The organism is Cellulosimicrobium sp. SJTW-1, assembly GCF_047716875.1.
In the GTDB taxonomy this organism is placed as follows: domain Bacteria; phylum Actinomycetota; class Actinomycetes; order Actinomycetales; family Cellulomonadaceae; genus Cellulosimicrobium; species Cellulosimicrobium funkei.
In genome coordinates this window covers 2,325,482-2,341,418 of the sequence record NZ_CP136680.1, presented here as the reverse complement: position 1 = coordinate 2,341,418, position 15,937 = coordinate 2,325,482, and the positions used below count along the sequence as shown (strand labels likewise).

Sequence of the window (15,937 nt, the reverse complement as noted above, 5' to 3'; positions counted from 1 at the left end):
CGGACGCACGGCGGCCCGGGTGACGCACGCGTCACCCGGGCCGCCGTCGTGCGGGCCTGTCAGCCCTCCTTCACCTGGTCGCGGACGTCCGCCGCGGCCTCCTTGCCGTGCTGCCCCACGGACTGCGCGGCGTCCTTCGCGGCGTCGCGGACGGCCTCGGCGCCCTCCTTCGCGGGCTCCTTGAGGTCCTGCACGACCTCCTGCGCCGTGGACTTCACGTCCTCGACGAGCGGGGCCGCCTTCTCCTTGACCCCGACGGCGGCGCGCTGCTCGGCGCGGCTCGACGGGAGGAGGGAGGCGACGACGAGGCCCACGCCGAAGGCCACGAGGCCGACGGCGAGCGGGTTGCCCTGCGTCTGCTCGCGCACCGCCCGCGGGGCGGAGCCCACGGTGTCGGCGACCGAGGACGCCGTGCTGCGCGCCGAGTCGGCGACCGAGGAGGCCGCCTCGCGCCCGCGCTCGGCGACGCCGTGCGACGTGTCCCGGGCCGAGTCGACCGTGTCGTGCGCGCTGCCCATGACACGGTCCTTGACGCTCGTCACGCCCGACCGCACGCGGTCCACCTGGCGGCGCGCCACGTTGCCGGGCTTGACCTTCTCCCCGAGGGCGTCGACGTCGCGGCTCAGCTCGGTCCGCGTGCGCTCGATGTCCGCCCGGATCTCCTCCGGATCGCTGGTGCTCATGAGTTCTTCTCCTCGTGTCCTCGGACGGCGTTCGGGATCTTCTTGAGGGTGTCCGTGGTCTCGGGCATGCCCTCGACCGTGCGCAGCTCCTTGCGTCCGCGCGCCGCGAGCACCGCGGCGACGATCGCCCAGAGCACCGCGACGACGACGGCCGACCAGCCCCGGCCCATGACGGCGCCGAGCGCCCACCACAGCGCCACGGAGAGGAACAGCAGGACCATGTGGCCCGCCACCCCGGCGCCGGCGAGCATCCCGGCGCCCTTCCCGGCGCGCTGCGCGGACTGCTTGGCCTCCGCCTTGGCGAGCTCGACCTCCTGACGCATGAGGGTCGACAGGTCGCGGCTCACCTCGGCGACGAGCTCGCCGAGGCTCTGCTGCTCGGCCTGCTGGTCCGCCGACGTCCGCACGGGCTGCGGCGTGGCCGCGAGGCCCGGGTCGGGGCCGCTGCCCGTCGTGTGCCGACCGGTGCCCGCCGCGGCGAACGGGTCAGGGGTGTACGACATCGGGGCCACCTCCCGGCCGGGCGCCCGAGCCGGGCGTCGTGGGCGGGTACGACGGCGCCGGGGGAGCGCCCTCGGCCGACGTCGCGACGTCGGGGTCGTGCGCCAGGCGGTCGTTCGCGAGGCCCGGGTACGCGCCCGCCGTGCCGATGTCCGGCGCGCCCGTCGTGCCCGTGCCGCCGGTCGTGCCCGGCACGCCGGTGGTCCCGGTCGTGCCGGTCCCGCCGACGGTCCCGGTGGTCCCGGTCGTCGCGCCGGTGGTCGTGCCCGTACCCGTGGTCGTGCCGAGCGGTGCGGCGTGCGCGCCGCGCGTCGCGGACGGCGTCGACCCGGTGCCGCCGCTCTGCTCGCGGTCGGAGCCGGTGTCCGGTGCGTCCTTCATCCCGCGCACGAGGCGCCCGACCAGCAGGCCGGCCCCGGCGGCGAGGAGGAGGAACGTCCCCGGGCGGCGCCGCGCGAAGTCCTCGACCTCGTGCAGCACCGACGCGGGCTCGCGGTCCTCGAACCACTGCGCCACCTGCCCGGTGGCGTCCCCGGCGCGCCGCACGAGGTCGGTCGCGTAGCCCGGGTCCTCGGTGCCGTCCGCCATCTGGCGGAGCTCGTCACCGAGGGACCGCAGCCCGCTCGCGAGGCGCTCCTGCTGCGTGCGCGCCTGGTCGCTGAGCTCCGTCCTCGTCTGGTCGACCAGGCCGCGGGCGCGGTCCGTGGCCTCGTGCGCGACGTCGCGCGCCTTCTCCTTCGCGTCCTGCGCGACCTCGCGTCCGGCGTCGCCCGCGTGGGACGCGTCCTCGCTCGCGCGCTGCTTCACCCCGGACGCGGCGCCGCCGCCGTCCCCGGTGCCCTGCGCCGTCCCGACACCCGGCGAACCGGGCCCCGAGCCGTACGGCACGTTCGTCTCGCTCATGGTCGGACTCCCGTCGTCGTCGCCGCTCGTGCGGCGTGACTGATGACGGAGCGGTAGCCGTGCCGGGCTCTCGCTCCGCCGGTACGGCCACCTCCTGGACCACCTCCCACGCTAGGCGCGGGCCGCGCGCACACAACTGGAACGGGGGTCGCCCCGCGGGTTGCGAGCGGACGGGGCCTTGCGACCGTGGGAGGAGGTCCAGCAGCCGGCCGCCCCCGCCGGGCCCGGCCCGGCAGCACGACCGCGCCCCCGGGCGCAGGAGGTTTCGACCATGGCCACAGGAGAGACCGGGTTCGACGACGTCACGTTCGACCTCATCTCGGTGCAGTACCACTCGCTCAAGGCCGGGCACGACTACGGCCAGTACGTGCGCGACGCCCGGAACGCGGGCAAGGAGGAGATCGCCGCGTTCTTCGAGAAGGTGATGGCGGAGGACTCCGAGCGGGCCCAGCAGTGCCACCGCTTCCTCGCCGACCTGACCCAGGACGGCACGTCCGCGACGTCCCCGCAGGGCTCCCAGCAGGGCTGATGCACCGTCGGCCGCCCGCTCGGGAGCCGGTTCGGCTCGCGAGTCGGGCGGTCCGTGGGGAGCATGGCGGTGGCGTCGAGCAGGGGCGCCGTCCGCGCGAGCGTCAGGAACCCGTGATGACCTCCACCGCCCTCCCCGCCCACGTCCCCACCGCCGGGTCGGCGACCACGACCGGTCCGGCGGACGAGCCCGCGCCCGGAGCCTCGCCGGCACCGGGGTCGGGCCGCCTGCCGCGGCCCCGTCCGCGGGGCCCGCTGAGCGCCGCGCTCCTCGCCGCGCTCGTCGAGCCCCCCGGTGCGGCCGACCGCCTGCGCCCGGTCGAGGACGCCGTCGGGCCGGCGCTCGACGCGGCCGCCGGGACGATCCTGCGCGACGAGGACGTCCAGCTCACGCTCACCCTCCTCTACGAGCTCCACTACCGCGGGGTCGAGGGCGTCGACGACGACTGGGAGTGGGACCCGGCGCTGCTCGCGGTGCGGGCACGTCTCGAGGCCCCGTTCGAGGCCGCGGTGCGCGAGCGCGCCGGCCAGCCGGCGTGCGACGCGACCGACGCGGCGGGCGTCGCGCGACGGCTGTTCGAGCTCGCGGCGGCCGACGACGGCCCGAGCCTGTCGCGGTACGTCGCCAAGCGCGCCGACGCCGGGCAGGCGCGCGAGCTCCTCGCGCTGAAGTCCCTCTACCAGCTCAAGGAGGCCGACCCGCACACGTGGGCGGTCCCGCGGCTCGCGGGCGTGCCGAAGGCGGCGCTCGTGGAGATCCAGGCGGACGAGTACGGCGGCGGTCGGCCCGGCCGCATGCACGCCGAGCTGTTCGCGCAGGCGATGCGCGGCGTCGGGCTCGACGACACGTACGGCCGCTACGTCGACGCCGTGCCCGCGGTCGTGCTCGCGGCCCTGAACACGATGTCGTTCTTCGGCCTGCACCGGCGCCTGCGGGGCGCGATCGTCGGCCACCTCGCCGCGTTCGAGATGACGTCGTCGGTGCCGAGCCGCCTGTACGGCAACGGCTTCCGCCGCCTCGGGCACGACGCGGACACCACCTGGTACTTCGACGAGCACGTCGAGGCGGACGCGGTGCACGAGCAGATCGCGGCGCGCGACCTCGCGGGGCGCCTCGTCGAGCAGGAGCCCGCGCTGCGCGACGACGTCCTGCTCGGCGCGGCCGCGTGCCTGGCCGTGGAGGGCGACGTGGCCGCCCACGCGCTCGAGCGCTGGCAGCAGGGCGCGTCGGCGCTGCGCGAGCCGCTCGCACCCGCCGTCGAGCCGCAGCCGGGCACCGGCCCCGCCGCGGCGCAGGAGGGCGACGCGCCGCGTGGCTGACGTGACCTACGTGCTGCCGCTGCGCCGCGAGCAGCCCGACGAGCCGGCGACGGCCGAGCTGTCCGCGTACCTGCACGACCTCGCGCGCCACGTCGAGGTCGTCGTGGCGGACGGGTCGCCCGGTCCCGTCCGCGAGCGCCACGCCGCCGCGTGGGGCGGCGCGGCGCGCACCGTCGCCGTCGGCCCGCCGCCCCCGGGCTGCAACGGGAAGGTGGTCGGCGTCCTCGCCGCCCTGGCCGCGACGACCGCACCGCGCGTCGTGGTGGCGGACGACGACGTGCGCTGGGACGCCGCGACGCTCGACCGGGCGCTCGCGGCGCTCGACGACGCCGACGCCGTCGTGCCGCAGAACGTGTTCGACCCGCTGCCGTGGCACGCGCGCTGGGACACCGCGCGCTCGCTCGTGAACCGCGCGCTCGGTCACGACTGGGCCGGCACGGTGGTGCTGCGGCGCGACGCGCTCGGCCCCGCCGGGTACGACGCCCGCGTGCTGTTCGAGAACCTCGAGCTGGAGCGCACCGTGCGCGCCCGCGGCGGGACGGTCGCGCACCGTCCCGACCTCCTCGTGGCCCGGCGCCCGCCGTCGACGCGGAAGTTCGTCGAGCAGCGCGTGCGCCAGGCGTACGACTCGTTCGCCCAGCCCGTGCGGCTCGTCGCGGAGCTCGCGCTCGCCCCGCTCCTCGCCGCGTGCGTCGTCGGCGTGGTGCGGCGTCGCGGGGCGGTGCGCGCGGCGTGGCTGGGGACGCTGGTGGCGCTGCTCGCGGGCGCCGTCGCGCTCGCCGAGGCGGGACGACGGCGTGCCGGGGGCACCGCGGCGTGGCCCGCGTCGTCGGCGCTGTGGGCCCCCGCGTGGTTGGTCGAGCGGGCGGTGTGCGTGTGGGTCGCGGTCGCCTGCCGTGCGCACGGCGGCGTGCCGTACGCCGGCACGCGGATCCGCCGGGCCGCGCACCCGACGGCCGCGCTGCGCGGCGCGACGACGCGGGCGGTGGCCGCATGACGGGCGCCGGGGGTGCGTCGCGCGAGGAGTCCCGGGCGGGGTCGCGGGCGGAGGAGGTCACCGTCACGGCGTGCCCGGACGGGCCGCTCCTCGTGCGCGGTCCCGCGCGGCTCGTCGACCAGCAGGGTCGTGAGATCGAGCGGCACCGCGCGACGGTCGCCCTGTGCCGCTGCGGCGGCACGGCCATCCCCCCGTGGTGCGACGGGACGCACAAGGTGAACGGCTACCGCAGCGGCGAGCCCGACGACGGGGCGCGCGGGACCGCCAGCGACGGCGGGACGGGCGCGTAGAACCAGCCGTGGAACGCGGCGCGCGCCGGCTGGGGCAGGACGCGGGCGACCGCCAGCATGGCCTTGCCCTGGAGACCGTGGACGACCTCGGGCCGGCCGTGGACGAGCGCGTCCACGGCCTGCCGTGCCACGGCGGCGGCGCTCGGCTTCGGCAGGCGCCCCACGTGCGTGCGCTCCATGCCGGCCTCCCGGAAGAACGGCGTCCGGGTGGGCCCGGGCAGGAGCGCGGTGACCGTCACGCCCGTGCCGGCGAGCTCGCCGCGCAGCGACCACGCGAACGAGCGCAGGAACGCCTTCGACGCCGCATAGGTCGCGAAGTGCGGCGCCGGCATCTCGCCGGCGACGGACGCCGTGACCAGCAGCCGCCCGTGCCCCTCGGCGAGGAGGTCGGGCAGCAGCAGGTGCGTCAGGTGCGCGACCGAGCGCACGTTGAGGTCCACGAGCCGCAGCTGCGCCTCGAGCGGGGTGCGCGCGTACGCGCCGTGCACCCCGACGCCCGCGTTGAGGACGACGGTCGAGACGCCGAGCTCGCGCGCCCGCCGGGCGGTGGCCTCGACGCCGCGCGGTGTCGTGAGGTCGACCGTGAGGCCCTCGTGCGTCCCGCCGTGCCCCGCCAGCTCGCCCACGGTCGCGTCGACGTCGCGGTCGGCCACGACCAGGACGTCGTGCCCCCGCCGGGCGAGCTCGTGCGCGAGCGCGCGGCCGATGCCGCTCGTCGCGCCCGTCACGAGCGCGTTCGCGCGGTCCCGCACGACCGCCGGGGGACGCGGCGTCACGGGAGGTCCGGGACGTCGTCGTCGCCGAGCGCGACCTCGGCGGGCGGCTCGCGCAGCGCCTGGGCCAGGTGGCCGCCGAGGAACGCGCTCGCCCCGGCGAGCCCGTAGGCGACGAGCGACACCGCGACGCCCGACCGGCGCCGGCCGCCGCGGCGCAGCAGCCACGACGCGCCGTACAGCAGCGAGACGCCGGAGTTGAGCGCGGCATGGACCGCGCCGACGCGGCGCGCGCGGCGGTCGACGTCGAGGTAGTCGGCGAGGCCCGTGAGCGCGGTCGGCGCGACCGCGAGCACGCCGAGCCCGACGAGACGCTGCGCCGCGGGCGCGCTGCGCTCGCCCCCGACGAGGTCGAGCACGGCGGCGCTGGTCCAGAGACCGACGGGCACGTCGGTGAGGGTCGCGTGCAGGGCGTGGCCGAGCGAGCGGCCGTGCAACTCCTCGCGCAGCCGTCCGTGCGAGGGGACGAGGGCGAGCGCGACGCCGCGCACGGTGCCGGAGAGCCCGTCGAGCGCGGGGGAGTCCTCGAGCCGCCGGGCGAGGCGCAGGAGGACGGGGGAGTCGTCGTCGCGGGCGGCGGTGCCGGGGGCGTCGGGCATGGTGGCTCCTCAGGTCTCGTCGAGCTCCCGTTCTCGAAGCTGCGTCGACCGTAGGCACGTTCGCGTGCGCTCGCGCGCGTGGGCCCGGACGCACGTCGCCCTCGTCCCGGCGGGCCCGGACGAGGGCGGTTCGCCGCGGGGCAGGCGTGCGGCGGTCTTCTTCACCGGCTGCCCCGCGACGGGCACCACGCTAGGGGCTCGGCTCCCGCGGCGGCGTTCCCCGCCGGGGGTGAAATCCGGCGTGTCGCGTCTCGGCGGCCCCCAGATGCGACCGGCGGCGGACGGCCACAGGGTGGGAGGACGCTCGACGCGTCGAGAACGGGGCGCGTGCCGTGGTCCTCCGCGCACGCTCGTGCGGGGAGGCGACCTCCCGAGGGAGAGAACATGTTCTTCCACCGTCAAGAGCTCCAGCACCAGGCCACGCCGGACCGCCCGGACGCCGTCTACGCCCGCAAGCTCCAGGAGGTGCTGGGCGGGCAGTACGGCGAGATCACCGTGGCCATGCAGTACGGCTTCCAGTCCTGGAACGCCCACATCCCCGGCAAGTACCGCGACCTGCTCTACGGCATCGGTGCCGAGGAGTTCGGGCACGTCGAGATGCTCGCGACGATGATCGCGCAGCTCCTCGAGAAGGCGCCCGTCGGCGCCGTCGAGGGAGCGGTCCAGAACGACCCGACCGTGGCGGCGATCATCGGCGGCACGGACCCGCAGCACGCGATCGTCGCGGGGGCCGGTGCACGGCCCGTCGACTCGAACGGCAACCCCTGGTCGGCCGGGTACGTGACCGCGAGCGGGAACCTGCTCGCCGACTTCACGGCCAACGCCAACGCCGAGATGCAGGGCCGCGTGCAGGTGGCGCGGCTCTACCACATGACCGACGACGCGGGGGTGAAGGACCTGCTGGCGTTCCTGCTCGCGCGCGACACGATGCACCAGAACCAGTGGCTCGCGGCGGCGCAGGAGCTGCGTGACGAGGGCGTCGAGGAGCTGCCGGTGCCCAGCACGTTCCCGCTGTCGAAGGAGGACCGCGACGTGTCCTACCAGTACATCAACTTCTCCGACGGCGAGCACGCGTCCGAGGGGCGCTGGGCGAGCGGCCCGACCCCCGACGGCAAGGGCGAGTTCACGTACGTCGCCGAGCCGCCCGCGGGCGTCCCGATGCCGCCGCCCACGACGCCGGACGAGCGCTTCCACGGCACGACCGGGAAGCCCTCGACGCTCGAGAAGGCGAAGGGCGCCGTCAAGGACGCCCTGCACAAGGACTGAGAGGGGGCGACCGTCATAACCGCCGCATCCGCACCACGGGACGCCGCGCGGGCCGACCGCCCGGCGCGGGGCGTGCACCAGTACCTGGCGCTCGTCATCGGGATCGTCTACCTGCTGGTGGGCGTCGTCGGGTTCGCCGTCACGGGGTTCGACGGGTGGACCGTGCACGACCACTCGCAGACCCTGCTGGTCTTCGCGATCAACCCGCTGCACAACGTCGTCCACCTCGTCATCGGCCTCCTCGGCGTGCTGCTGTGGAGCCGGTCGTCGAGCGCCCGGACGTACGGCTGGATCCTCGCGATCGGCTACGGGGCCGCGTTCGTCTACGGGCTGGTCGTCGTGAACGACCCGGAGGCGAACGTCCTCAACATCAACGGTGCGGACAACGTCCTGCACGCGGTGAGCGCGGCCGCAGGCCTCGCCATCGCGCTGTGGCCGGCGCGCCGGGAGACCGGTCCCGCGACGCCCACTACGAGGACGGCCGCGTGACGGACACCCCGGTCGACCTGACGGCGAGCGAGACCGGGCGCGTCCTGCGGGACGTGCTCGGTCCGCTCGTCGCCCAGGGCGCCATCGTGCGGCGTCCCCGCGCGACCGCCTGGGCGGAGCGACGCCAGGTCGACCGCACGTCGCGCCGGGTCCTCGAGCGGCTGCGCGCCCGGTACGACGGCGCGCCGCTCGTCGTGCGCCTCGGGGGCCGGCGGCTCGTGCTCGCCACGCGGCCCGAGCACGTCGAGCGCATCCTGGCGGGCTCGCCCGAGCCCTTCACGCCGGCGTCCTGGGAGAAGCGGGGCGCGCTCGCCCACTTCCAGCCGGACGGCGTGCTGATCTCGCCGCTCCCGGAGCGGCTGGTGCGCCGCCCGTACAACGAGGCGGTGCTCGACATGTCCGAGCCCGTGCACCGCGACGGGGACGCGTTCGTCGCCGCGGTCGAGCGCGAGACCCGCGCGCTCGTCGCGACCGTCGAGGCGTCGGGCCGGCTCGACTGGGACACGTTCGCCGCGTCGTGGTGGCGCACCGTGCGGACGATCGTCCTCGGCCGGGCGGCGCGCGACGACGAGCGCCTCGTCGCGATCCTCGACGCGCTGCGTCGCGACGGGAACTGGTCGTGGTTCCGGCCGCGCCGGCCCTGGCTCCGCGCCGCCCTCGAACGGCGGATCGCCGAGCACGTGGCCGTCGCCGAGCCGGGGACCCTCGCGGCGCGCGGCCGCGACGCGGGCGGGGCGGACGCCGTGCGCCGGCAGATCCCGCACTGGCTCTTCGCGTTCGACGCGGCAGGCGCCGCGACGTTCCGCGCGCTCGCGGTCGCCGCGGCGCGGCCCGCCGTGCGCGACCGGCTGCTCGCGGAGCCGGCGACCGCCGGGGACGGTCCGGCCGTCCTCCCGTACGCCCGCGGGTGCGTGCTCGAGTCCGTCCGGCTGTGGCCGACGACGCTCGCGATCCTGCGCGACGCGACCGCCCCCGTGCGCTGGGGCGCGCGCACCTTCCCGGCGGGCACCGGGTTCGTCGTGCTCAGCGCGTTCTTCCACCGGGACGCGGACCGCCTGCCGTTCGCCGACGCGTTCACGCCCGAGGCGTGGCTCGACGGCCGGGCCGACGCCGACTGGGGCCTCGTCCCGTTCAGCGGCGGTCCGGTGTCGTGCCCCGGCCGCAACGTCGTGCTGCTCCTGGCGTCGCACACGCTCGCGCGCGTCGCGCGCCTCGACCTGGCCGTCGCGCGCGGCCGCTACCTCGCCCAGGACCCGCTCCCGCCGACGATGGACCACCTCGGTCTGCGGTTCGGGCTGCGCGGCGAGACCGCCCGTCGGGAGGGCGAGCTCGCCACGAGCGCGGCCGCCTAGGCACCGCCCGGACGGCACGAGGGCCCGGGTGCGCCGCACCCGGGCCCTCGTGCTGCCGTGCGTCAGGCGTCGCCGGACGCCTCCCCGCCGGTGCGCGGGTTGACGTTCCCCGGCTCGGCGTCCGGGTCCGTGTCCTCCGACCCCGAGCCGCTCGCCTGCCGCCCCTCGCGGGGGTTGAGCGACCGCGGGTCGGCGTCCGGGTCCTCGGCGGGGTCGTAGCCGCGCTCGTCGTTCTCGCTCATGTCGGCCTCCTCGGTCGGGCTCTCGTGCTGGTCTCGCGCCCCGGACGGGCGGCGCGTCCTGCCACCGTCGCACGACCTCCCGGCGCTCGCAGGGCTGGGGATGCCTGGCCGCCGACCCGCTCGTAGCCTGGGGACGGCGGGCGTGACCGGCAGGTCCCGTCCGTCACGGAGAGTCGAGAAGGGGCCCCGCCGGCACGCAGCGACGCCAGTCCAGGAGGTCCCGATGCCCGACGCGCCCAGCATGCTCGACACGCTGCCCCGCCTGCGGAGCCTCGCGGAGGTCGCCGGGCTCGTGGAGGTGGTGCGCCCCCTCTACGTGCGGTTCAGCGGCGGTCCGGAGCAGGACGCCGAGAGCGTGAGCCGCGACCACGAGAGCGGGTGCCTGCTGCCCGGTCTCAGCGTCAACCCGCTGACGCCCGAGCCGTGGTGGGACCGCCCGGTGGAGCACTGGGTGGCACGCCAGCTCTGCCAGTACGCGCACCTCATGACGCCGGAGCGCTTCCCGTGGCTCCTCACGGGCGAGGTCGCCGGGCGCGGCCCGGACAGCGAGCCGCTCCTCGTGGACGTCGTGCCGGCCGCGTCGCTCGACCCGCGGGTCGTCGAGGAGGCGGGCCGGCTCTACCGGGAGGCGTTCGACGCGGGCGACGACGGCACGTGAGGAGCGGCGCCGTCACGCGAGCCCGGGTCGCGTGCGCACGCGCGCGGCCGGGATCTCCCGGGGCCGCGTCGCCGCGTACCACCCGGCCACGAGGAGCACCATGAGCGTGACGTCCACGACGTCGCCCGCGTAGTACATGAGCTGCGCGCCCGTGCGCGCGTCGGCGGGGGAGACGCCCGCCGGCGGGTGGGCGTAGAGCCACTTCGCGAGCACGGAGTGCGCGGCGACGAAGGCGACGAGCACCCCCGCGCGCACCCGGAAGGACGCGCGGGACGGGTGCGGGTCCGGTCCGACGAGCGACGCGGTGAACAACCAGCCCGCGAGCAGGACGTGCGCGTGCATCACCACGCCCACGACCGCGGAGGAGTGGGTGAGGTGGAAGAGCCCTGTCGTGTACAGGAGCCAGAGCCCGCCCGCGTCGAGCAGCCCGGCCACCACGGGGTGGCCGACGACGCGCGGCACGGGGGAGCGCAGCACCGCGCTGACGCGACGCGCCCGGGCGGGCGGCAGCGCGCGCAGGAGCAGCGACACGGGCGCGGCGAGGACGAGGAGCAGCGGCGCCAGCATGCCCAGCAGGACGTGCCCGGCCATGTGGGCCGTGAAGCTCGACCGCGACGCCTCCGCGAGCGGCCCGACGGTCGCGACGCCCGCGCACGCGAGCCCCGCGTACCAGGACAGCGTGCGCCGCACGGGCCACCGGCTGCGCGACCGCGTCGCCCGCAGCCCGGCGGCGTAGGCGGCGGCGCCCAGGGCGACCGCGACGATCGTCAGCACGGCGGGCCCGCCGGTCGCGACGTGATGGTGCGGGGGCATCACGCGGTCCCGGCGGCGCCGGCACGAGCGGGCCGCGCGCGGCGCAGGACGACCAGCCCGACGACGAGCGCGACGACCGCCGTCCCGATCCACACGACGTCGTACACCAGGAGGTCGACGCCGTACCGGATCTGGTGGATCCCGAGGATCTTGTGGTTGAGGACGCCGTCCAGGAGCTGGAAGCCCCCGACGCCGACGACCACGGCCCCGACCCAGCGCGACCACGACACCTCCGTGCGGCGGCGCACGTCGGCGAGAAGGAACAGCCCCCAGACGGTGACGAACCAGCCCACCGCGTGGAAGACGCCGTCCGCGGCGAGCGCCACCTGGGTCGTCGACAGGTCGTAGAAGTGGTGCCACTGCAGGCCCAGGTGGAACACGAACAGGTCGATGATCGACGCCGCGATCCCGGCACCGAACAGGACGCCCGACAGGACGGTCCGGCGGTCGTGCGCGCGCGCCGCGTCGGCCGGGCCGTTCACGAGCGGCCCGGGTCGTCGTCGGCGGGGTCCGGGGCGTCCTCGACGACGAGCGCGCGAAGGAGGGACTCGGCGAGTCGATGATGCGGCGGGCCTCGTCGGCGGAGCACTGGTTCGTCTGCATGATCGCGCCGACGGCACGCTCCGTGGCGACGGCGTCGGACATGTCCCGGTAGAAGCCCGCGGTCGAGTCCTCGAGCACCGCCAGCTCGAGCCGCAGCCCGACCGCGGATGCCACGAGCTGGGCGTACGCGTCGGCGGCGGTCAGGAGCTCCGGCGTCCACGGGTCGGGTGCGCGCGAGTACAGGTTGAGCGCGACGGCGACGTCCGCGGTGACGATCGCGGGGACGGCGACCGAGGAGACGAAGCCCTCCTCGGCGCACTGTCGTGCCCAGCGCTCCCAGCCGACCGACTCCTCGACGGACGGCACGAGCCGGGAGCCGCCGTCGTCCATCGCGTCGATGCAGGGGCCGGCGTCGTCGAGCGCCTCGGCCTGGTCGCAGCGCGCCGCGGCGTCGGTGCTGCTGCCCGCGCGCACGCTCACGCCGGCCTGGCGCATCGTCACGCTGACCTCGAGGCCGTGGCCGAGGATCGTCGCGGCCCGGTCCGCAAGCTCCTGCGGGAAGCTGGCGATGCCCGTCGTGCCCTCCTGGAGGTCGGCGCCCGCGCCCACGCGGGCAGGTCCTCACGCTACGGCGGGTGCCTCCCGCTCGCGCGCACTCGCGCCGGGGTGCGCGAGCGGTTGCCAGTGCGGGGCGCGCGACTAGCGTCGCCTCATGGTGACCGTCACTCGGGCCGTGCGATGCCCCTCCGACGCGGTGCTCGGCGTCCTCGCGGACGGCTGGTCGTACTCGACGTGGGTCGTCGGGACGGCACGCATCCGTGCCGTCGACGACACGTGGCCCGCGCCCGGGTCGCGGATCCTGCACTCGGTCGGGCTGTGGCCCGCGTTGCTCGACGACGAGACGGTCGTGCGCGCCTGGGACCCGGACCGGGGGATCGACCTCCAGGCGCGCGGCTGGCCCGCGGGCGAGGCGCGCGTGCGGATCGAGGTGCGACCGACGGAGCAGGGCTGCACCGTGCGGATCACGGAGGACGCCGAGAAGGGTCCGGGCACGCTCGTGCCCCGGCCGGTGCGGAGCGCGGTGATCGGCCCCCGGAACGTCGAGGCCCTGCGCCGGCTCGCGTATCTCGCGGAGCGCCGGACCCCGTAGCGCGGCAGCACCGTGCCCGGGGCGCCCCGCGTCAGGGGTCGCGCAGCAGCCGTGCCCACGCGGTGCGCACGAGCGCGCGGCGCAGCGACCCGCGCGGTCCGGCGGCGGCGAGAGCGGCCCGCGCCGCGTTCCACCCGCACGCCCCGTGGACCCCGCCGCCGGGATGCGCGGACGCGCTCGCGAGGTAGAGCGACGCGACGGGCGTCTCGGGGCGGCCGAGGCCGGGCGTCGGGCGCAGGAAGAGCTCCTGGTGGACGGCCGACGTGCCGCCGTTGATCGCCCCGCCCGCGAGGTTCGCGTCGGCCGCCTCCAGGTCGGCCGGGGTCTGCACGAAGCGACCCACGACCGTGTCGGAGAAGCCGGGCGCGACCCGCTCGACCGCGTCCTCCACGCGGCGCACCTCGTCCGTGACGCGCTCGCGCGTCCACGGGACGCCGTGCGGCACGTGCGTGTAGGCCCACGCCGACTCCGTGCCCGCGGGCGACCGCGTGGGGTCCGACGTCGTCATCTGCCCGAGGACGAGGAACGGCCGCTCGGGGACGTGGCCGCGCGAGAGCGAGGCCGCGACGTCGACGAACCCCGCCCGTTCGACGCCGAGGTGCACCGTGCCCGCACCGCGCGCCCCGGGCGCGGTCCACGGCACGGGCCGGTCGAGCGCCCAGCTCACCTTCACGGTCGGGTGGTCCCACTGGAACCGGCCGAGGTCGCGCACGAGCCGCGCCGGGAGCCGGTCGGCGCCGACGAGGTCGAGGTAGAGCGCGGGCGCGCTGACGTCGGCGAGCACGGCGTGGCGGGCGCGCACGTGCCGCCCGTCGGCCGTGCTCACGCCGACCGCGCGACCGCGCACCACGTGCACGCGCTCGACCCGCGCGCCGGTGACGACGTCGCCCCCGCGGGCGCGCAGCCGGGAGACGAGCGCGTCGGGGAGCCGGCCGGCACCCCCGGTCGGGACGGGGAAGCCCACGTCCTGGCCGAGCATGGCGAGCAGCCAGCCGAACACGCCGCTGCCCGCGGCGTCGGGCGGGACGTCGGCGTGCATGGCGTTGCCGGTGAGCAGCAGGCCGCCCCCCTCGCCGCGGAACGTCTCGTCGGCCAGGCGGCGCACGGGCAGGACGGCGAGCCGGGCGAGGTCGAGCGTGCCCGCCGCGCCGAGCCGACGCAGCACGCGCAGCACCGGCCCGGCCGCCGGGAGCGGGCTGAACAGCGCGTCGAGGAGCGGGTCGCGCACGCGGTCCCAGCCCGCCACGAGCTCGAGCCACGCGTCGCCGTCGCCGGGTGCGACCTCGTCGAGCCCGGCGGCCGTGTCCTCGGCGCGGGCGCGCAGGACGGCGGCACCGCCGTCGTCGAGGGCGTGCGCGAGGACGTCCGGGGCGCGGGACCACGTGAGGCCGTGCTCCTCGAGGTGCAGGCCCCGGATCACGGGCGACCCCGCCGCGAGCGGGTAGAACGCGCTGAAGAGGTCCGTCTCGTACCCCGGCGCCGCGACCTCGGCGGAGCGGACCGCGCCGCCGTACGTCTCCTGCGCCTCGAGGACGAGCACGTCCCACCCGGCGTCGGCGAGCGCGTTCGCGGCGACGAGGCCGTTGGGCCCCGCCCCGACCACGACGGCGTCGACGGTGGTCAGGCCCACGGGTCGAGCACGACCTTGATGCAGCCGTCCTCCTTGCGCTGGAACGTGCGGTACGCGTCGGGCGCCGACTCGAGCGGCAGCCGGTGCGTGCGCAGGTCCAGCACGCCGAGCGGGTCGGAGACGTCCGCGGCGAGGGGGAGGACGTCGTCGGTCCAGCGGCGCACGTTCGCCTGGCCCATGCGCAGGGTCACCTGCTTGTCGAAGAGCTGCATCATGGGCAGCGGGTCCTTCGCCCCGCCGTAGACGCCGGAGATCGAGATCGTGCCGCCGCGGCGGACGAGGTCGATCGCGGTGTAGAGGGCCGCGAGGCGGTCGGTCGCGGCGCGCTCGGTGAGGGGCGCGGCGAGCGCGTCGGGCAGGACGCCGACGACCTTCTGGGTGGCCTCGGCGACGGGGGAGCCGTGCGCCTCCATCCCGACGGCGTCGATGACGGAGTCCGCACCGCGGCCCGACGTGAGGTCGCGCACCGCGCCGACGAGGTCGTCGACCGCCGACGGGTCGAGGGTCTCGACGCCGTGACGCTCGGCCATCGCGCGCCGCTCCGGCACGCGCTCGATCCCGACGACGCGGGACGCGCCGCGGTGCAGCGCGATCCGGGCGGACATCTGCCCGATCGGGCCGAGCCCCAGCACCACGACCGTGCCGCCGGGCGGCACGTCGGCGTACTCGACGGCCTGCCACGCGGTGGGCACGACGTCGGAGAGGTAGAGGTAGCGCTCGTCCGGGGAGCCGTCGTCGGGCACGACGACCGGCCCGTACTGGGCCTGCGGCACACGCAGGTACTGGGCCTGCCCGCCGGGCACCTGGCCGTAGAGCTTGGTGTACCCGAAGAGCGCGGCGCCCTTGTCCTGCGACCGGACCTGCGTCGTCTCGCACTGGGTCTGCAGCCCGCGCTCGCACATCCAGCAGTGCCCGCACGCGATGTTGAACGGGACGACGACGCGGTCGCCGACCCGGAGGTTCCCCGCCTCGGGCCCGACCTCCTCGACGATGCCCATGGCCTCGTGGCCCAGGACGTCGCCGGAGTCGAGGAACATCCCGAGGACCCCGTACAGGTGCAGGTCGGAGCCGCAGATCGCGGTCGACGTGACGCGCACGATCGCGTCCGTGGGCTGCTCGATCCGGGGGTCGGGCACGTCCTCGACGCTCACCTTCTCGCGTCCCTGCCAGGTCAGTGCTCGCATGGTGCTGCCGTCCTTC

Annotated in this window: 19 protein-coding genes; 9 read left to right on the top strand and 10 right to left on the bottom strand. The window is 76.6% G+C overall.

Annotated elements, in window-relative coordinates; translation table 11 throughout:
- Positions 1–59: 59 nt before the first annotated feature.
- The 3 genes from RSE42_RS10700 to RSE42_RS10690 are packed head-to-tail and all read right to left on the bottom strand — an operon-like array spanning position 60 to position 2,087.
- Positions 60–683, bottom strand: coding sequence for a DUF3618 domain-containing protein (locus tag RSE42_RS10700; protein ID WP_086150568.1), 624 nt, complete (start codon positions 681–683; stop codon positions 60–62).
- Positions 680–1,186 carry a phage holin family protein gene (locus tag RSE42_RS10695; protein WP_415296144.1) on the bottom strand — a complete coding sequence of 169 codons (507 nt, stop codon included), beginning with the start codon at positions 1,184–1,186 and terminating at the stop codon, positions 680–682. The genes RSE42_RS10700 and RSE42_RS10695 overlap by 4 nt, the downstream gene beginning before the upstream one ends.
- Positions 1,170–2,087: a hypothetical protein gene (locus RSE42_RS10690; protein WP_415296143.1), complete on the bottom strand. Its 918-nt coding sequence runs from the start codon at positions 2,085–2,087 to the stop codon at positions 1,170–1,172. The genes RSE42_RS10695 and RSE42_RS10690 overlap by 17 nt, the downstream gene beginning before the upstream one ends.
- 271 nt (positions 2,088–2,358) lie before the next feature.
- On the opposite strand from RSE42_RS10690, the gene RSE42_RS10685 reads away from it, so the two are divergent.
- The 4 genes from RSE42_RS10685 (at position 2,359) to RSE42_RS10670 (ending at position 5,222) form a co-directional block, all read left to right on the top strand.
- On the top strand, positions 2,359–2,616 hold the full coding sequence (locus RSE42_RS10685; protein ID WP_034654615.1) for a hypothetical protein: 258 nt from the start codon (positions 2,359–2,361) through the stop codon (positions 2,614–2,616).
- A gap of 116 nt (positions 2,617–2,732) precedes the next feature.
- Complete coding sequence (locus RSE42_RS10680; protein ID WP_415296141.1) at positions 2,733–3,935, top strand: iron-containing redox enzyme family protein; 1,203 nt, start codon at positions 2,733–2,735, stop codon at positions 3,933–3,935.
- The gene (locus RSE42_RS10675; protein ID WP_137280604.1) at positions 3,928–4,932 is read left to right on the top strand and encodes a glycosyltransferase; all 1,005 of its coding nucleotides are present in this window, start codon (positions 3,928–3,930) and stop codon (positions 4,930–4,932) included. The genes RSE42_RS10680 and RSE42_RS10675 overlap by 8 nt, the downstream gene beginning before the upstream one ends.
- Positions 4,929–5,222: a CDGSH iron-sulfur domain-containing protein gene (locus RSE42_RS10670; protein WP_051028329.1), complete on the top strand. Its 294-nt coding sequence runs from the start codon at positions 4,929–4,931 to the stop codon at positions 5,220–5,222. The genes RSE42_RS10675 and RSE42_RS10670 overlap by 4 nt, the downstream gene beginning before the upstream one ends.
- Here RSE42_RS10670 and RSE42_RS10665 read toward each other — a convergent pair.
- Positions 5,156–5,998, bottom strand: a complete 843-nt coding sequence (locus tag RSE42_RS10665) for an SDR family NAD(P)-dependent oxidoreductase (protein WP_415296139.1) — start codon at positions 5,996–5,998, stop codon at positions 5,156–5,158. The genes RSE42_RS10670 and RSE42_RS10665 overlap by 67 nt on opposite strands.
- Positions 5,995–6,594, bottom strand: coding sequence for a DUF2231 domain-containing protein (locus RSE42_RS10660; protein WP_415296137.1), 600 nt, complete (start codon positions 6,592–6,594; stop codon positions 5,995–5,997). Before RSE42_RS10660 ends, RSE42_RS10665 begins: the two co-directional genes overlap by 4 nt.
- A gap of 384 nt (positions 6,595–6,978) precedes the next feature.
- On the opposite strand from RSE42_RS10660, the gene RSE42_RS10655 reads away from it, so the two are divergent.
- The 3 genes from RSE42_RS10655 (at position 6,979) to RSE42_RS10645 (ending at position 9,701) form a co-directional block, all read left to right on the top strand.
- On the top strand, positions 6,979–7,860 hold the full coding sequence (locus tag RSE42_RS10655; protein ID WP_076405000.1) for a manganese catalase family protein: 882 nt from the start codon (positions 6,979–6,981) through the stop codon (positions 7,858–7,860).
- Between the two features lie 72 nt (positions 7,861–7,932).
- Positions 7,933–8,349 carry a DUF4383 domain-containing protein gene (locus tag RSE42_RS10650; protein ID WP_044144521.1) on the top strand — a complete coding sequence of 139 codons (417 nt, stop codon included), beginning with the start codon at positions 7,933–7,935 and terminating at the stop codon, positions 8,347–8,349.
- Complete coding sequence (locus tag RSE42_RS10645; RefSeq protein ID WP_415296135.1) at positions 8,346–9,701, top strand: cytochrome P450; 1,356 nt, start codon at positions 8,346–8,348, stop codon at positions 9,699–9,701. Before RSE42_RS10650 ends, RSE42_RS10645 begins: the two co-directional genes overlap by 4 nt.
- Positions 9,702–9,763: 62 nt before the next feature.
- Here RSE42_RS10645 and RSE42_RS10640 read toward each other — a convergent pair whose 3' ends face one another.
- Positions 9,764–9,943 carry a hypothetical protein gene (locus RSE42_RS10640; RefSeq protein WP_021482207.1) on the bottom strand — a complete coding sequence of 60 codons (180 nt, stop codon included), beginning with the start codon at positions 9,941–9,943 and terminating at the stop codon, positions 9,764–9,766.
- 223 nt (positions 9,944–10,166) lie between these two features.
- On the opposite strand from RSE42_RS10640, the gene RSE42_RS10635 reads away from it, so the two are divergent.
- Positions 10,167–10,601: a DUF6098 family protein gene (locus RSE42_RS10635; protein WP_085387835.1), complete on the top strand. Its 435-nt coding sequence runs from the start codon at positions 10,167–10,169 to the stop codon at positions 10,599–10,601.
- A gap of 12 nt (positions 10,602–10,613) precedes the next feature.
- Here the strand turns inward: RSE42_RS10635 and RSE42_RS10630 are convergent, their stop codons facing one another.
- Positions 10,614–11,414: a cytochrome c oxidase assembly protein gene (locus RSE42_RS10630; RefSeq protein WP_415296132.1), complete on the bottom strand. Its 801-nt coding sequence runs from the start codon at positions 11,412–11,414 to the stop codon at positions 10,614–10,616.
- Entirely contained in the window at positions 11,414–11,896 is a 483-nt protein-coding gene (locus RSE42_RS10625) for a DUF2243 domain-containing protein (RefSeq protein ID WP_085387837.1), read from the bottom strand. Before RSE42_RS10625 ends, RSE42_RS10630 begins: the two co-directional genes overlap by 1 nt.
- Positions 11,897–12,669: 773 nt before the next feature.
- Here RSE42_RS10625 and RSE42_RS10620 point away from each other — a divergent pair.
- On the top strand, positions 12,670–13,107 hold the full coding sequence (locus tag RSE42_RS10620; RefSeq protein WP_043659384.1) for an SRPBCC family protein: 438 nt from the start codon (positions 12,670–12,672) through the stop codon (positions 13,105–13,107).
- A 31-nt stretch (positions 13,108–13,138) separates the two neighbouring features.
- Here the strand turns inward: RSE42_RS10620 and RSE42_RS10615 are convergent, their stop codons facing one another.
- Positions 13,139–14,737: a phytoene desaturase family protein gene (locus tag RSE42_RS10615; protein ID WP_043659381.1), complete on the bottom strand. Its 1,599-nt coding sequence runs from the start codon at positions 14,735–14,737 to the stop codon at positions 13,139–13,141.
- The gene (locus tag RSE42_RS10610) at positions 14,728–15,921 is read right to left on the bottom strand and encodes a zinc-dependent alcohol dehydrogenase (RefSeq protein WP_043659378.1); all 1,194 of its coding nucleotides are present in this window, start codon (positions 15,919–15,921) and stop codon (positions 14,728–14,730) included. Before RSE42_RS10610 ends, RSE42_RS10615 begins: the two co-directional genes overlap by 10 nt.
- Positions 15,922–15,937 lie beyond the last annotated feature (16 nt).

Excerpts from the sequence above, each read along its gene's own strand:
- RSE42_RS10685 (WP_034654615.1), top strand. The coding sequence starts at position 2,359 with ATGGCCACAGGAGAGACCGGGTTCGACGACGTCACGTTCGACCTCATC.
- RSE42_RS10635 (WP_085387835.1), top strand. The coding sequence starts at position 10,167 with ATGCCCGACGCGCCCAGCATGCTCGACACGCTGCCCCGCCTGCGGAGC.
- RSE42_RS10630 (WP_415296132.1), bottom strand. The coding sequence starts at position 11,414 with ATGCCCCCGCACCATCACGTCGCGACCGGCGGGCCCGCCGTGCTGACG.
- RSE42_RS10620 (WP_043659384.1), top strand. The coding sequence starts at position 12,670 with ATGGTGACCGTCACTCGGGCCGTGCGATGCCCCTCCGACGCGGTGCTC.
- RSE42_RS10660 (WP_415296137.1), bottom strand. The coding sequence starts at position 6,594 with ATGCCCGACGCCCCCGGCACCGCCGCCCGCGACGACGACTCCCCCGTC.
- RSE42_RS10670 (WP_051028329.1), top strand. The coding sequence starts at position 4,929 with ATGACGGGCGCCGGGGGTGCGTCGCGCGAGGAGTCCCGGGCGGGGTCG.
- RSE42_RS10655 (WP_076405000.1), top strand. The coding sequence starts at position 6,979 with ATGTTCTTCCACCGTCAAGAGCTCCAGCACCAGGCCACGCCGGACCGC.
- RSE42_RS10695 (WP_415296144.1), bottom strand. The coding sequence starts at position 1,186 with ATGTCGTACACCCCTGACCCGTTCGCCGCGGCGGGCACCGGTCGGCAC.
- RSE42_RS10610 (WP_043659378.1), bottom strand. The coding sequence starts at position 15,921 with ATGCGAGCACTGACCTGGCAGGGACGCGAGAAGGTGAGCGTCGAGGAC.
- RSE42_RS10700 (WP_086150568.1), bottom strand. The coding sequence starts at position 683 with ATGAGCACCAGCGATCCGGAGGAGATCCGGGCGGACATCGAGCGCACG.
- RSE42_RS10690 (WP_415296143.1), bottom strand. The coding sequence starts at position 2,087 with ATGAGCGAGACGAACGTGCCGTACGGCTCGGGGCCCGGTTCGCCGGGT.
- RSE42_RS10640 (WP_021482207.1), bottom strand. The coding sequence starts at position 9,943 with ATGAGCGAGAACGACGAGCGCGGCTACGACCCCGCCGAGGACCCGGAC.
- RSE42_RS10680 (WP_415296141.1), top strand. The coding sequence starts at position 2,733 with ATGACCTCCACCGCCCTCCCCGCCCACGTCCCCACCGCCGGGTCGGCG.